Raw genomic sequence first — 15561 nt, forward strand, 5'->3', positions numbered from 1 at the left:
CCATGTCAGAGGCCCGCCTTTTCAAACCACGCTTCAACCCGGCCAAGCCTGCCTTTGGCATCCTTGTATTCCTGCTGTACTTGTTCCTCTTGGCGCCGTTGCTGATCGTCTTCGTTGTTTCGTTCGCCTCGAACCAGTACCTCTCCTTCCCGCCCGAGGGTTTCACCTTCAAGTGGTATGAGATGCTCCCCGAGGAGAGCACGTTCATGAACGGCATGAGGATCAGCCTCATCGTCGCAGTCATCGTCACCGTCATTGTTCTGGCGCTTGGCGTACCGGCAGCCCTGGCGTTGGACAGGTTCGAGTTCAAAGCGAAGGCCGCAGTTCAATCGTTCTTCTTGTCACCCCTGCTCATCCCGAGCATTGTGCTCGCCCTCGGAATGGTCCTCCTGTTCGGGCCGCTCAAGCTCACCAACACCTACGCGGGCATCATCATCGGCCACATTGCGATCACTATTCCGTTCGTCATCAGGACCACGCTGATGAGCCTCGCCACCACGGACACGTCCTGTGAAGCCGCAGCCCGGATCCTGGGAGCCAACTCCTGGACCGTGTTCCGCAGGGTCACGTTGCCCATCATCCAGCCCGGCGTGATCGCGGGAGGCGTCATTGCTTTCATCGTCTCCTTCGACGAGGCCGTGATTTCCCTGTTCGTTGCGGAATCGGGCCTCCCCACACTGCCGGTTCAGGTCCTGCGGTACGTGGAAAACTCAGCGGACGCCGCCGTCGCCGCCCTGTCCGTCATCCTCATCCTGATCTCCCTGGCCGTGGTGGTCATTGTTGAACGGGTCATGGGACTGCGCAAGGCGTTGCGCTGATTCAACCGGCCACATCAAGAAAGGTTCAAATGGATTCCCCGGCCCGTTCAAACAACGTGGACAACATTCCGCCCCTCGTCATCATGGGGGTCTCAGGCTGCGGCAAGTCAACCATCGGTGCGCTGCTCGGAGCGCAGCTCGGCGTCACCTTTGCAGACGGCGATGACTACCACCCGTCAGCCAACAAATTGAAGATGAGGGAGGGTGTTCCGCTCACGGATGACGATCGCTGGCCTTGGCTGGCGGAAATCGGGAAGGCCCTCGCAGGCTCCGCTGCAGGCGGGCCAGCAATAGTGGCCTGTTCAGCCCTGAAGCGCACGTACAGGGACTTCCTTCGCTCCTATGCGCCGGATGCCGTGTTTGTCCATCTCACAGGCAGTGCCGGAACCATCAGCGAGCGGATCAACGCCCGGGTTCACGAGTACATGCCCGCCACGTTGCTGGCTTCCCAATTGGAAACCCTCGAAGCCCCGGAAGCGGATGAGCGCCACATTTCGGTGGCGGTCAATAACAGCCCGGACTGGATCGTGGGTCAGGTCCTGGAGGAGCTCGGGCGCCAGCAGCTGGTTCGCGAGCAACTAGGGGACGAACAGCAGGACCACAGGCAGCTGGTCCGCTAGACGCTTCCAGACACCACGCCGCACCCTTTGGAGGCCCGGGCCATGCAAGCCCGGGCCTCGGATGGTGTTTAACTCACACCTTGAAGTACTTCGCCTCCGGGTGGTGGAACACGAACGCGTCCGTCGATTGCTCGGGGTGCAGCATCAGCTCATCGCTAAGCACCACGCCCATCCGCTCGGGCTTCAGCAGCTCCGTCACCTTCCGGCGGTCTTCCATATCCGGGCAAGCGGGGTAGCCCAGCGAGAACCGTGCTCCGCGGTAATCCAGCTTGAAATATCCGGCTTTGTCCTTCGGTTCCTCGGAGGCAAAGCCAAGTTCGGAGCGGATCCGTGCGTGCCAGAACTCAGCCAGCGCCTCGGTGAGCTGCATGACCAGGCCGTTGAGCTCGTAGTAGTCGCGGTACTGGTTGGCTTCGAACATCTTGGAGGTGAACTCCTCGATCTTCGCGCCCGCGGTCACCAACTGCACGGGCAGAACGTCGATCTGGCCGGACTCCCGGGAACGCACAAAGTCGGCGAGGCACAGGTGCCGGTCGCGGCGCTGGCGCGGGAAGTCGAAACGCAACCGCTCGGAGCCCACTGCCCCGCCTGAGCCGCCGTCGGGGGCGAGGAGGCCCGGGGTCCCGAGAACGCCGTCGGAGTCTTCTCCGTGGTGCAGCACCACTACCTGCTCGCCTTCGGCTACCACGGGGAAGTAGCCGTAGGCCACCGAAGCATCCAGCATTCCTTCGCCGAGGATCCGGTCCAGCCAGTAGCGCAGGCGAGGCCGCCCCTCGAGTTCCACCAGCTCGTCATAGGAGGCGCCGTCGTCGCCGCGGCCGGGCTTCAGGCCCCACTGGCCCATGAACGTGGCGCGCTCGTCGAGCAGCGCGGCGTAGTCGTGCAGGGCCACGCCGCGAACGATGCGGGTGCCCCAGAACGGCGGCGTCGGAACGGGGTTGTCCGCGACGACGTCGGACCGGCCGGGCATTGCTTCCGGTTCGGTCACCGTGAACTTCGCCCCGCCCTTGTGAATGCGCTTCTTCAGCGGAGGAAGGCCCACCGAATCCGGGTCGGCGCCACGGGCCACCTGCACCAGCGGCTCCATGAGCGAGAGTCCCTCAAAGGCATCCTTGGCGTACCGGACAGTTCCTTCGAACTGCTCCGCCAGGTCCTGCTCAACGTAGGCGCGGGTCAGCGCTGCGCCACCAAGGATGATGGGCCACTTCTTCGCAAAGCCCCGCGACTGGAGCTCGGCGAGGTTCTCCTTCATCACCACAGTGGACTTCACCAGCAGCCCGGACATGCCGATCACATCGGCGTCGTGCTCCTCGGCAGAGGCAATGATCTCGGCAATGCCTTGCTTGATACCGATGTTCACCACTTTGTAACCGTTGTTGGTGAGGATGATGTCCACCAGGTTCTTGCCGATATCGTGCACATCGCCGCGGACCGTGGCGATCACCATGGTGCCCTTACCCGAGGAATCCGACTTCTCCATGTGCGGCTCCAGCAGGGCAACCGCGTTCTTCATGACCTCGGCGGACTGAAGTACGAACGGCAACTGCATCTCACCGGCACCGAAGCGTTCGCCAACCACCTTCATGCCCTCAAGCAGTTGGTCGTTGATGATGTCCAGGGCCGTCATGCCTTCGCTGCGGGCCAGGTCCAGGTCCTCCTCGAGTCCCTTGCCCTCACCGTCGATAATGCGCCGCTGGAGGCGTTCGCCGGTGGGCAGGGCGGCCAGTTCAGCTGCGCGCTGGTCCTTAAGCGCTGCGCTGTCGACGCCCGCGAACAGGTCCAGCATGGTGGCCAGGGGATCGTACGTGACGTTTCCATCGGCGTCGTACTCGCGGCGGTCCCACACGAGATCAAGCGCAACCTTGCGCTGCTCTTCAGGCAACGAGGCGAGCGGCACGATCTTCGCGGCGTCAATGATGCCGCTGGTGAGGCCGGCCTGTACGGCCTCGTGCAGGAACACCGAGTTGAGCACCATGCGCGCCGCCGGGTTCAGTCCAAAGGAGACGTTGGAGACGCCGAGCGTGGTCTGGATGCCCGGGTACTTGGTGGTGATTTGGCGGATAGCCTCGATGGTTTCGATGCCGTCGCGGCGGGTTTCCTCCTGGCCCGTGGCGATGGGGAAGGTCAGGGCGTCCACAATGATGTCTTCAACCCGCATGCCCCACTCAGCCACCAAGGAATCAACCAGGCGTGAAGCGATGGACACCTTGCCCTCGGTGGTCCGTGCCTGGCCCTGCTCGTCAATGGTCAAGGCGATCACGGCCGTACCGTGTTCCTTCACGAGGGGCATGATGCGGGCAAAGCGGCTTTCGGGACCGTCGCCGTCCTCGTAGTTGACGGAGTTGACCACCGGGCGTCCGCCGATGAGCTCCAGCCCTGCCTTCAGGACCGGCGGTTCGGTGGAGTCAATGACCAAGGGAAGCGTGGACGCCGAAGCGAAGCGGGACACCACTTCCTGGATGTCCGCAACGCCGTCCCGGCCAACGTAGTCGACGCATACGTCCAGCAGATGCGCACCGACGCGTACCTGCTCGCGGGCGATATCCACGCAGTCATCCCAGCGCTCTTCCAGCATGGCCTGGCGGAACGCCTTGGAGCCGTTGGCGTTGGTGCGCTCGCCGATGGCCAGGTACGCCGACTCCTGGTCGAAGGGCACGTGGTGGTACAGGGATGCGACGCCCGGTTCGCGTTCGCTGGGGACCCGCGCGGGGCCGTCGCCGTTTCCGGCCGCCGTGCCGGCGTCGGGGGCGTTGCTGATTGTGCGGAAGGGTTCAAGACGTTCGACGACGGCGGCCAGGTGCTCCGGCGTCGTACCGCAACAGCCGCCCACCAGGCCAAGGCCAAATTCACGCACGAACTGCTCGTGCGCTGTGGCGAGTTCCGCCGGGGTGAGCGGGTAGTGCGCGCCGTTCGCCCCCAGGATCGGCAGGCCGGCGTTGGGCATGCAGGCGATAGCCACCGAGGACTGCTTGGACAGGTGCCGGAGGTGCTCGCTCATTTCGTCCGGGCCCGTGGCGCAGTTGAGGCCGATGGCGTCTACGCCCAGCGGCTCCAGCGCGGTCAGGGCAGCGCCGATTTCCGACCCCATCAGCATGGTGCCCGTGGTCTCGACCGTTACCTCGACGAAAATCGGGAGCCGGACACCGCAGGAAACAATCGCCTGCTTGCAACCATTCACGGCGGCTTTGGTCTGCAGGAGGTCCTGGCTGGTTTCGATCAGGAACGCATCCGCGCCGCCGTCGATCAGGCCTTCCGCCTGCAGCGCGAAGGTCTGCTTCAGGTAGTCGTAAGTGGTGTGGCCGAGGCTGGGGAGCTTGGTGCCCGGCCCCATGGAACCAAGGACCCAGCGCTCGCGGCCGTCCTTGGCCTCTGCTGCCTCGGCGCGCTCGCGGGCGATCCGGGCGCCTTTCCTGGCCAGTTCCTCGATGCGGTCATCAATGCCGTAGTCCGACAGGTTTGACCAGTTGGCGCCGAAGGTGTTGGTTTCCACTGCATCGATGCCCACCGCGAAGTAGGCGTCGTGGATGTCTCCGATGACATCCGGACGCGTGTCGTTGAGGATTTCGTTGCAGCCTTCCAGGTTTTGGAAGTCGGTCTCCAACGAAAGGTCCCGGCCCTGCAGCATGGTGCCCATGGCGCCGTCGGCGATCACCACGCGGTGGTTCACCGCATCCAGCAGCGACTGGGAACGGGCAGGGCGGGGGACAGCATCAATATCGAGCGCAAAACGGGCCATATGAACAGACTACGGGCGGGGGTCTGACACACTGCGTCGTATTTCGGTGTACTACGCCTTATGTGGATAACGACGGCGATTGGGTGCCGTCGGTGGGCCGGCGCGGGTCCACGATGGGGAAGGCGTTGAACTGGATCTGCACCGGTCGTGTGCCCGGTTCTCCCTGCTGCCCGCGGTACTTGTCCAACCGCGAACGCAGGAACGTCTCCGTTTCCTTGGTGAGCTCTGCCAACTGCCCGCACGTCAGGTGGGTGTGGAGCGTGGCAATCATGCTGGCCTCGGTCCATTCCGTGGGGAGTACGTCCAGGGACTGGTCCAGGAAGTCTTCCAGCACCTTGGCCCGTTGAACTCCCATCTCGTGGTTGACCAGCCGCGCTACTTCCCGGCTGGCCGGGTTCGAGGCGAGATCCGGCGTCGAAATGGTGAGCGATCCGGGCGGCCTTTCCCACCAGCGTTCCCGGGCAGTGCCTTTACCGGCCACTTCCCGCACGAACCCGTGCTTGGCGAGCTGGCGCAGGTGGTAGCTCGTGGCACCGCTTGACTCGCCCAGTCGCTGGGCGATGCTGCTGGCGGTCTGGGCGCCGTAGCTGGAAAGCACTTCGAGCAACTGAATCCGCAATGGGTGCGCCAAGGCCTTCAGGGAGACGAAGTCAACTGTCCTGTCGGCGGTGGCCTCAGCGGTTGCGGGTTCCTCCGGCGAGGGCGTCTGGTGGTCTTCGCTCATGGACTACAGCCTACGAGAGAACCGTGGACCGCAGCCTCGCCCGGCCTGTACGCGCGGTTGCCGTCGTAGAGGTCTATTGCCGTGGGCCGATCTGGTGCATGAAGACGTACACATCGTCACGCATCTGCTGGAGGAGGGCTCCATTGAACCGGGTTGCGGGCTCTTCAGCCGGGGCGCTGGTGTGGGTGAACAGGAGTCGGACTCGGCCAAACAAGGGGCCCACCTTCTTTCGGGACAAGGGGTTTGGGGTAATGCAAAGATACCTTTGCAAAGACTTCTTTGTAAACCCTTCGCCCTCCGCTCCGGCCTCCGTTTCGATGGCTTGCTGCGTGTTAGACGGCAGGAGTCGTCTAACACGCAGGTATTCGTCTAATCGGGCTCGGTTGATCCGAAGAACCCCCCACGATGGTTCGATGGGGCTTAGGGGCTGGGTGAAGCAGCAGGAGATTCTGCTGGGCTGGCTGACCCCAAGACAAGCTGCCATTTGGCATCCAATCCAACTCGAACGAGGCTGTGTTTCCACCTGCATCCGTGGCGGTGACAATGTAGTTGTCTGGGGCTCCGTGGTGCTCACGGTATTCAACCGAGTATGAAGATGGGTTTAGTCTGCCCACTCTGTCCATCAGGGCATCTGCTGCGGCTTCACGCTCCTGCATTTCCGGCAGGGCGATGTTGAGCAGTTCCTCGCGGTCGCCATCCCGGGCAGCCCTGATAACTTGCTCCGATGCGTCATCACGCTGCCCCAGGTCGGGCTCAAACGTCATGTCGCAGCCGCTCAGCGCTAACCCGAAGCACATGGTTGCTGCCACGATGGCATTCTGCCGTATGCGCCGCACGTCCGTAGCCTATACCTAGGTTCTCAGCGCGTACCAGGTTGCGTAGGGGAAGGACGAGTACAAATTCCAGATGCTCCTGTCCAGAGTATCCGTCGTGTGATAGCTGACCCGGATGTCACGTGTGCCGGCGCTCCAAGGGGAATAAGTGACAATCATTGAGTGATCTACGTCCGGCGTGCCTTCGGGCCAGTGCACTTGAAGCACGTCAGCGGGTCCGAGGTCGTTCAAGTAACTGAGATAAGTTACTCGTCCCTGTGATACTGCAAAGTTATGAAAATGCTGCGCTCCGGTCCACGACCAAGTCTGATTGGCCCAGCTATACCACCAACTAGTGTCGTATTGGTACCAGCCTCCGACGTGTTGCCATCCTCCAGCGTTTAGAGATTGGGACACGAAGTTCTGGCAGTCGTTGCCAAATTGCCTGTATGCCCCGTTGCGGCCAAAGACCCAGGACCGTGCGTAGTTCACCATCGCTGTGTAGTTGTAGCTCACCGCCCGCGAGACTTCCTGGCCTGTTTCCTTTAGACCGGGCGTAGCACTCTTCTGTGGTGCACGCTTGTTCGCCACCTGTCCCTTTGCCGGGGTTGCCACTTGGCCCGAATTTAGCCGGAGGGCAGCGCTGGATCCAAGGCCGCTTTTGCATGGGAAAGCTGCTCTGCGCTTACCACTGTTGACGGCGGAATTCCTTCTGGGTACTTGGGACTGATGTGGTCGATAGTCCATCCGCTACCTGTTTTCGAAAACTCAATGATCTGTTCATACTTGTAGCTCTCCGGCGGGCCGCCGGTGGTGTACGTCATTTCAGTCCGTTCGGTGACCTCTGCTCTGGCTTTGTCCCCTTTGATTTCGAATCTCTCCGATTCAAAATTCGTCTCGATCTTTGAATAGCCCTGCCCGTACCCCGCCAGGCGCTCTTTTCGAGCCTTGAGCTCCCTATGTTCAGCAGCGATCGTATCTTTCGACTTCGCGCTAAAGAGAAGCATATTGGCCTGTTCTGCGCCTTCAAGCCCACTGCCAACCACCATTTGCTGGTTCCGGCCTCGAATCGCCGACTCCAGGATTGCCGAAAGTACGTTCAACTCTGCTGGTGCTTCCTGAACTGGTGATTGAGAAGCTGAGGCAGCGGCTGGCCCTACTGCGCTCAACGACAGACCTACGGCTAGCAAGGCCGCGCCCGAATTTCGTAAACCAATCACGATCGTCCCCTTCGACTTTGCGATTGGGAGCTTCGCGATGGCGACCATAGAACTCCCTCCAGTGGAGATCGGTCGACCGTAGCACTACTCCCGTGACAAAGACTTAGTGAGGCCCGGCACTGGAAAGTGATGCGAATCTCCGCCGCGGACTGATGTCAGAGCCACGTTGTTGTCCACATAGCCGCGAGGAACCCATTGCCCTCCCCATCCCGCGATGGTTCGATGGGGATCATGGCAACCCCAAATACCGCAGAGAGTTATGTCTTGGCGATCGGGACCAAAAAGGGTCTGTGGCTGGCGACCAGTCCGGACCGCATAGATTGGTCCTTCTCCGGCCCGCACTTCCTGATGAGCGAGATACCGAGCATCGGGATAGATACGCGGGACGGCAAAACAAGGATCATGGTCGGCGTCCGCTCCGAACACTGGGGGCCCACGGTGGCGCATTCGGACGACCTGGGCGCGACGTGGACCGAACCAGAGCAAGGCGCCATTAAGTTTCCGGACGGCACCGACGCCGCCCTGGAACGCATTTGGCAGATATATCCCGACGCCGACTCCCGCCCCGGCGTCGTTTGGGCAGGGTGCGAGCCGATTTCCGTGTGGAAATCCACCGACGGCGGCGAACACTTCGAGCTGAACCGCGGACTGTGGGACCACCCCCACCGCAGTGAATGGGGTGCCGGCTACGGCGGTGCCGCGGCCCACTCGATCGTGGTGGATCCCAGCGGCGAGCAAGTACACATCGCCATGAGCACGGGCGGCGTCTATACCTCGCTCGACGGCGGCACCTCCTGGGAGCCCCGGAACAAGGGAATCTCGGCCTACTTCATGCCCGATCCCAACCCGGAGTTCGGTCAGTGTGTCCACAAGATCGCGGCCGATGCCACGGTGGAGGGGCGGCTCTACGCCCAGAACCATCACGGCGTGTACCGGACGGACGACAACGGGGAGAACTGGAACTCCATCGCGGAGGGACTGCCCGCTGACTTCGGCTTCGTCATGCTGACGCACCCCCGCCGCGAGGGTACGGCCTGGGTCATTCCCCTGAAGGCGGACGGCGAACGTATCCCGCCGGACAGCAAACTGAGCGTCCACCGCACGGACGATGCCGGCGACTCCTGGACCGAGCTTCACGCCGGACTCCCGGACCACGAATACAACGCAGTGCTGCGTGACGCCGCCGCCGTGGATACAGCCGAACCCGTCGGAGTGTACTTCGGAACCCGCGGCGGATCGGTCTATGCGAGTGCTGATGAGGGTGGCACCTTCACCGAAGTGATCTCGCACTTGCCGGACGTGCTCTGCGTGAGGGCCGCCGTCGTGGTTGGAAAGCCGGCGGGCTTGGAAGCGCCGTTGGCGGCAGCAGAAGCCAACGTCCTGGCGGAAGCAGCAGTGATCGTCGATGCAGCCGCCCAAGTGGACGGCAATCCTGAAAGTCCCACCAGCGACCCGGTACCCGGTTAGGACCAATGGTGGCTGACATAACGGTCGTGCTTCCCGGTGTCCTGCAGCCACTCGTCGGCGGACAGTCCTACCTGACTGCGTCCGCCGACGGGGCCGTGACCGTTGGACAGTTGCTGGACACTGTGACCGGTGAGTACCCGGTTCTTGCCCGGCGTTTGCGTGATGAAACCGGTGCACTCCGCCGTTTCGTGAATATTTACGTGAACGGTGACGAGGTCCGGCGGCTCAAGGGGCTTGATACGGAGGTAGCGGGCGGCCAGGAGGTGTTGATTATCCAATCCGTGGCCGGCGGCTGAACGGGCGCGGGTGTGGCGCCGGGGTTCTGCTCTGGTGCGGGGTCGCTCAGGCGACGCGCCAAACACTGCATTCGTCGGTATTGATGGCTTTCCTCATCCCGGAGGCGTGGTCCATGATCCACACGACGCCGATTCCAGGGGCTGTTTCCTGGACTCGACCGCGGCGAATGACCACGTCATCGTAAGCGGGTCCAACGGACAGTCGGGCCTCGATTTCGTCTCCACGATGGAGCTGGCTGATAGCGCGAATACGTGTTGTTCGGGATTTGGCTTCCTTCAGCATGGTGTCCTCCTGGCTGGAGCTGGAACTGGTGCCTGCGCTTGCCGGCCATTCCAGTGTGGCGGGGCATTGTTGCCGCAGTATTTCCGCATGGTTAGGGCCCGGTAAGCATTGCGCGCTGCCCGGGTTTCCGGACACGCCCGACGCCGGGACCTGCCCGCGGCGGTAAGACGCGCCGACGGTTGGCCGCCTCTTCCGCAGGCCCGCAAGCCTGCCGCTGTACCCTGATGTCGGTTCTTGAGACTCACGGGAACCAAAGGCTCCATCTCTGGGAGATTTTTGATGGGTTTCTTGCAGCGGTCAATTGCCGTGTCCACCGGCCTGCTGGTTTTCGCCTCCAGCCTCATTTTTGCCCAAGCCCCGGCAACGGCCGTTCCGCTGCCCTCGCCGGACAATCCGAACGTGAAGTTCGTCGAGGGCACGCCCCATTCGGACCACGTGTTTGAGACGCCGTTGGGCGGTGCCCCCCAAAGCGGTGCCCCCCAAAGCGGCGACACCCAGTCCAGTGACCCGCGCGCAGGTGCGCAGGCCGCAAAAGGACCTTCCGACGTCGAGGCCCTCCTGCGGGACGGCGTGGCCGCCACGGGTCCCAGCGGCGACATCCGCGTCCGCCTGGTAACGGCTAAGCTGGCGGACAATTCGAACACCGTTTCCATGGCCGGTGCCGAGCAGGTGGTGGCCTCGACCAGCAGTTACTGGAAGGCGATGACCAACAATCGCCTGTCGATGACCGTGGACAGCAAGGTGTCCGGATTCCAGTCCAAGGCGCGGTCCACTGACCACTACAGCGTCATCATGTCCACCATCACCAGCGAATTGAAGTGGCAGGCCAGCCCGTACACCGCGCTGGTGATCTTCATTCCCTCATCCACCCTCTCAGGCAACGCGCTCGGCGCCGGCTACAGCAGCGGCAGCTACAGCGGCAGAGTCCTGTTGCCGCAGCTGAGCAGCTTCTCCAACAACGTGATGAGCCACGAGTTCGGCCACGTCATCGGTTTGATGCACGCCGATGCGCTGCAGTGCGGCAGCGGCGTTCCCGATGTGGGAACGGACAGCAGCGGCAGGTTCACCGATCCTTCCTGCTACATCCGCGAGTACGGCGACACCACGGACATCATGGGCGCGGCGCAGTACAACCAGCCAGTGATCAGCTCGTCGTTCTGGGACTACGCGGGGCTCGGTCGGGGCGATGAAATCCGCGACGTTGGAGTCGCGGGTGGTGTGAAGAGCTACACCCTCAAACCGTGGGGCGGAACCGACGCCCAGCGTGCCATCAAATTCACCGATCCCGTCAGTAAAGAGGTGTACTACCTCGAACTTCGGCAACCGGTGGGTTATGACTCGTATTTGAAGAACCCGGGCCAAGAGGGCAACAAGGGCGTCAAGATTGTCCAACGCGGCGGGGCGACCATTGCGTCGTCGCTGATCCTCATGCCGTCAACGGTTCCGTTCACCGAGCCCTGGTACGCCAAGAACCACTCGTGGCCGGCGGGCAGGACGTTCACCACCCATACCGGCACCCAGGTGACCATCGATTCCGTTTCTGCCACGTCGGCAACAGTCACCATCAACGCCGATCCGAAGCTCAAGACCCGGATGCGGTTCTCGGCCGGCGACTTCGACGGCGACAAGCTCGCCGATGTCATCTCCCGAGAGGCCGACGGTTCCCTCTTGCTGTTCCGCGGCCTGCCGGGAAACCGGCTCGCCGATCCTGTCCAGATCGGTTCCGGTTGGGGCATTTTCAACGCTGTTTTCGGCACTGAGGACTTCAACGGTGACGGATTCGCGGACGTCCTCGCCCGGACCAGCGACGGCGGGCTCTGGCTCTACCCAGGCAACGGAAAGGGCGGCTTCCTCTCCCGGAGCCAAGTGGGATTCGGCTGGCAAGGATTCACCCAGCTGGTAGCGCCCGGCGATTTCTCCGGGGACGGCCGCGCCGACGTTATCGCCTCCAGCCCGGACGGGCGTCTCTGGTTGTACCCGGGGGACGGTTTCGGCGGATTCCAAAGCCAGGTGCTGCTGGGCCAGGGCTGGGATGTCTTCAACACGCTCGCGCCGGCGGGTTCATTCGGCGGCGGATCGGCAGGGCTTCTTGCCCGCGCCGGCGACGGTACCCTCTATGTCTACCCCGGCAACGGCAAGGGTGGCTTCTTGCCGCGTGCCGCCGTCGGAAGTGGTTGGAACAGCGCGGGCGACCTGATCGGTGGCGAGGACCTGACAAGGGACAAGTCCGACGACGTGCTGGCCGCTGCGGCGGGCGGCGCCATGACGATCTACCCGGGTGACGGCAGCGGATTCGCCGACCGTCTGGCGATCGGCACCGGCTGGACCGCCTTCGACCAGGTGTGGGAAGCGGGCGACTTCAACGGCGACCGCGTGGCGGACGTCCTGGCGCGGGGCAAGGACGGCGCGCTGTGGCTGTATCCGGGCAACGGTTCAGGCGCTTTCCTGCCGCGGGTGCAGGTGGGGTCGGGCTGGAACATGTTCAACACCGTCCTCAGTGCCGGAGATTTCGACGGCGATTCGCGGCCGGATTTGGTGGGCCGGGCCCCCGACGGGACGCTCTGGCTCTACCCGACCGATGGCAAGGGGAAGTTCCTTGCCCGTCGGCAGATCGGGATGGGCTGGCAGGGTTTCACGCAGCTGCTGGCACCGGGCGACTTCTCCGGCGACGGTAAGGCCGACATCGTTGGGCAGACTGCCGACGGCGTGCTGTGGCTCTATCCGGGTAACGGCACCGGTGGTTTCCTTGCGCGGAAGCAGATCGGCACCGGCTGGAACATGTTCAACTTGGTCCTCCAGGCAGGGGACTTCAACGGCGACGGCCGCGAAGACCTGCTGGGCCGCGCTTCCGACGGGGGATTGTGGCTCTACCCGGGCAACGGTTCGGGTGGCTTCCTTTCCCGTGTGAACCTGGGTTCCGGCTGGAACATGTTCTCCAGCATCGCCGCTCTGGGCAATGGCTTCACGGGTACCGGAAACCCGTCGGTGGTGGGTGTAGCCGGTGACGGAACTTTGCTCCTGTACGCCGGGACCGGTGGGGGTAAGTTCCAGCCGGTGAAACTGAATCCCCTGTAGGAGTACACAGAAAACGTTCGCCTCCCGGTTCTTCGTGAACCGGGAGGCGAACGTTTTTAAGGGCGGTCTACTTGCGCAGGCCCAGTTCCGCGGTTGGGACCTTCGCCGATTCCCGGGCCGTCAGGGCGGAGACTGCGGCAATGGCACAAATGATTCCGCTGAAGATGGAGATCTGTACCCAGCCGCCGGGCTTGGTGCCACCCATGGCCGTGACGATTGCCGGAGCGAAACCTGCCATGAGGAAGCCGAGCTGCGTGCCGATGGCCAAGCCGGAGAACCGAACCTTGGTGCTGAACATTTCACCGTAGAAGGAAGGCCAGACGGCGTTCGCCGCAGCGTAACCGAACGAGAAGAAGACGACTGACACCAGGAACATCAGGGGGACGTTTCCGGATTCGAGCGTCAGGAGGAACACGGGAGTCATGATGGCACTGGCAATAGCGCCGTAGATAAAGACGGGCTTCCGGCCAATCTTGTCAGCCAAGGTGCCGAAGAGCGGCTGCGTACCCAGGGCAACAACGTTGGCTACTACCACGAGCCACAGCGTGATGGTGCTGCTCACGTGGGCCACATCCTGTGCGTATTTGATGGCCAGGGTGCCGAACACGGTGCTCACCGCAGCGATGAACGCGCAGCACACAACGCGCAGGACGTCGCGCCAGTGCAGCTTCAGGAGGTCGGCGACGGGAAGCTTGGCGATCTGGTTGTGCTTCTTGGCTTCTGCGAAGGCCGGGGGCTCGTGCAGGGTGCGGCGGATGAAGTAGGCCACGATCACAACAACCGCGCTCAGCCAGAACGGGATGCGCCAGCCAATGCCGTACTTGATCTCGTCCGGGAGGGCCACCACGGGAATGAAGACGAGTGCGGCGAGGATCTGACCGCCCTGGGTGCCGGTGAGGGTCCAGGAGGTGAAGAAGGAACGGCGGTTGTCCGGAGCGTGCTCAAGGGTCATCGACGAAGCGCCGGCTTGCTCGCCTGCGGCCGAAAGGCCTTGGGCCAGCCGTGCCAGCACCAGCAGGACCGGGGCCCACCAGCCGATGGTCTTGAAGTCAGGAAGGCATCCGATCACAAAGGTTGCGGCACCCATGAGCACCAGGGTGAACATGAGGACTTTCTGACGGCCGATCCTGTCCCCGAAGTGGCCCAGGATGATCGCTCCCACCGGGCGGGCAACGTAAGCGAAGCCGAAGGTGGCGAAAGACATGATGGCTGCGTTGGCGTCGGCGTCCGGGAAGAACACATGCGGGAAGATCAGCGCCGCTGCCGAACCGAAGATAAAGAAGTCGTAGTACTCCACCGCGCTGCCAAGGAAGCTGGCGAGGGCCGCTTTCTTGGGAGTGCCGGTGGTGGTTTCAGTGCCGGGCGTCGCTGACGGCATTGTTTGGCTCATGGGAGTTCCTTCTGTGACGACGATGTCGCGGATCAAGCTTCTGCGGGAGATCGAGGGCTAGGTGCGGCCGGATCGTCCCAAAAGTAACCACATTGTGAGAGCTACTTGTGCAATACAGCAATACTGGCTGTGAGAGCGATCACTTGTCAAGAGATGTCACCACTATCTAGAAATAGCTCTCACCATATGAGAGCATCGAACTATGAATGTGAAAGAGGGCACAAAAACGGACATGGTGGGCAAGGCGCTGAGCCTGCTTGTTCTGCTGGGTGACGAGCCGAAGGGGGCGAGTGCCGCAGATCTGGCCAGGGCGGCGGAGCTGCCGTTCAGCACCACGTATCGACTGCTGGGTTCGCTCACCCGGGACGGCTTTGTGGACTACGAGCCGGACGGGCGTCGCTACCATCTTGGCCTGCGCGTGTTCCAGCTGGGGCAGCGCGTTTCCAACCACCATGGCTTCGCGGCCACGGCGCTCCCGGTCCTGCAGCGGGTTACTGAACGCACCCATGAGGCCACTATCCTCTCGGTTCGCGATGGAGACCATCACCTGACCGTCAATAAGGTGGATGGGCCAAAAACGTTCCGCGTAACGAGTGACCCCGGGCATCTCGGTGCGCTACACACCACCTCCGTAGGCAAGGCGATCGTGGCCTTCGAGGAGGAGGTTGAGCGGAAGCGGCTTCTGGAGGAACTTCCCTTGGATCCGCTGACGGAGCACTCCATCACGGACCGTGACAAATTCCGCGAGGAGATCGAGCAGGTCCGGCGCCAGGGCTACGCCGTCATGGATGAAGAGAACGAGATCGGCATGCGCGCAGTCGCAGTCCCCGTCCTCAATGCCCAGGGCAACGCCTTCGCTTCCGTGGCCGTCGCTGTGCCGGTCTTCCGAATGACCATGGAGGAGCTGGTTTCCCACGTCCCTACTTTGCAGGAGGCCGCAGCCGAGCTCGCGGCCCGCCTGCCCCAGCGCTAACCCACCCCATGCCAACCCCGCCCACCCCCTCCCCACCCACCCACCCAACTGGGTCGCATTAGTGCGCGTTTTGACCCCTCTAAACGCGCTTAATTGCGACCTAGCGGTTCCGCGCCGTCGGCGCCCCATGGAGTGGGGAAAGTGTGC

At 62.8% G+C, this 15561-nt stretch carries 14 protein-coding genes; 6 read left to right on the plus strand and 8 right to left on the minus strand.

Annotation, left to right across the window (positions count from 1 at the left end; translation table 11 throughout):
- Positions 1-2: 2 nt before the first annotated feature.
- Both OCL88_RS18305 and OCL88_RS18310 read left to right on the plus strand, forming a co-directional pair.
- Positions 3-818: an ABC transporter permease gene (locus OCL88_RS18305; protein ID WP_021474502.1), complete on the plus strand. Its 816-nt coding sequence runs from the start codon at positions 3-5 to the stop codon at positions 816-818.
- Between the two features lie 29 nt (positions 819-847).
- Positions 848-1438: a gluconokinase gene (locus OCL88_RS18310; RefSeq protein ID WP_264963452.1), complete on the plus strand. Its 591-nt coding sequence runs from the start codon at positions 848-850 to the stop codon at positions 1436-1438.
- 73 nt (positions 1439-1511) lie between these two features.
- Here the strand turns inward: OCL88_RS18310 and metH are convergent, their stop codons facing one another.
- From metH to OCL88_RS18335, 6 genes are all read right to left on the minus strand, one after another.
- Positions 1512-5174, minus strand: a complete 3663-nt coding sequence (gene metH, locus OCL88_RS18315; RefSeq protein WP_264963453.1) for a methionine synthase — start codon at positions 5172-5174, stop codon at positions 1512-1514.
- A gap of 58 nt (positions 5175-5232) precedes the next feature.
- Positions 5233-5898, minus strand: coding sequence for an ArsR/SmtB family transcription factor (locus OCL88_RS18320; protein ID WP_264963454.1), 666 nt, complete (start codon positions 5896-5898; stop codon positions 5233-5235).
- Positions 5899-5971: 73 nt separating this feature from the next.
- Positions 5972-6112 (minus strand): hypothetical protein, encoded by a 141-nt coding sequence (locus OCL88_RS18325; RefSeq protein WP_264963455.1) that lies wholly within the window; start codon positions 6110-6112, stop codon positions 5972-5974.
- A 136-nt stretch (positions 6113-6248) separates the two neighbouring features.
- A complete protein-coding gene (locus tag OCL88_RS18330) occupies positions 6249-6707 on the minus strand; it encodes a hypothetical protein (protein ID WP_264963456.1) in 459 nt (152 codons plus the stop codon).
- A gap of 42 nt (positions 6708-6749) precedes the next feature.
- On the minus strand, positions 6750-7325 hold the full coding sequence (locus OCL88_RS21325) for an amidase domain-containing protein (protein ID WP_413775468.1): 576 nt from the start codon (positions 7323-7325) through the stop codon (positions 6750-6752).
- A gap of 11 nt (positions 7326-7336) precedes the next feature.
- Positions 7337-7978, minus strand: coding sequence for a hypothetical protein (locus OCL88_RS18335; protein ID WP_264963457.1), 642 nt, complete (start codon positions 7976-7978; stop codon positions 7337-7339).
- Positions 7979-8152: 174 nt separating this feature from the next.
- Here OCL88_RS18335 and OCL88_RS18340 point away from each other — a divergent pair, with 174 nt between their 5' ends.
- Positions 8153-9397 carry a WD40/YVTN/BNR-like repeat-containing protein gene (locus OCL88_RS18340; RefSeq protein WP_264963460.1) on the plus strand — a complete coding sequence of 415 codons (1245 nt, stop codon included), beginning with the start codon at positions 8153-8155 and terminating at the stop codon, positions 9395-9397.
- 8 nt (positions 9398-9405) lie between these two features.
- Entirely contained in the window at positions 9406-9693 is a 288-nt protein-coding gene (locus OCL88_RS18345; RefSeq protein ID WP_031217229.1) for a MoaD/ThiS family protein, read from the plus strand.
- Positions 9694-9739: 46 nt separating this feature from the next.
- On the opposite strand, the gene OCL88_RS18350 is transcribed toward OCL88_RS18345, so the two are convergent.
- Complete coding sequence (locus OCL88_RS18350; protein WP_062098596.1) at positions 9740-9976, minus strand: hypothetical protein; 237 nt, start codon at positions 9974-9976, stop codon at positions 9740-9742.
- A gap of 279 nt (positions 9977-10255) precedes the next feature.
- Between OCL88_RS18350 and OCL88_RS18355 the strand changes: the two genes are divergently transcribed.
- Positions 10256-13051 (plus strand): FG-GAP repeat domain-containing protein, encoded by a 2796-nt coding sequence (locus tag OCL88_RS18355; protein ID WP_264963459.1) that lies wholly within the window; start codon positions 10256-10258, stop codon positions 13049-13051.
- A 67-nt stretch (positions 13052-13118) separates the two neighbouring features.
- Here the strand turns inward: OCL88_RS18355 and OCL88_RS18360 are convergent, their stop codons facing one another.
- Positions 13119-14441, minus strand: coding sequence for an MFS transporter (locus tag OCL88_RS18360; RefSeq protein WP_021474489.1), 1323 nt, complete (start codon positions 14439-14441; stop codon positions 13119-13121).
- A gap of 202 nt (positions 14442-14643) precedes the next feature.
- Here OCL88_RS18360 and OCL88_RS18365 point away from each other — a divergent pair, with 202 nt between their 5' ends.
- Complete coding sequence (locus OCL88_RS18365; protein ID WP_062098593.1) at positions 14644-15414, plus strand: IclR family transcriptional regulator; 771 nt, start codon at positions 14644-14646, stop codon at positions 15412-15414.
- Positions 15415-15561: the final 147 nt, after the last annotated feature.

The organism is Paenarthrobacter sp. PAE-2 (genome assembly GCF_026013155.1).
Classification (GTDB): domain Bacteria; phylum Actinomycetota; class Actinomycetes; order Actinomycetales; family Micrococcaceae; genus Arthrobacter; species Arthrobacter ureafaciens.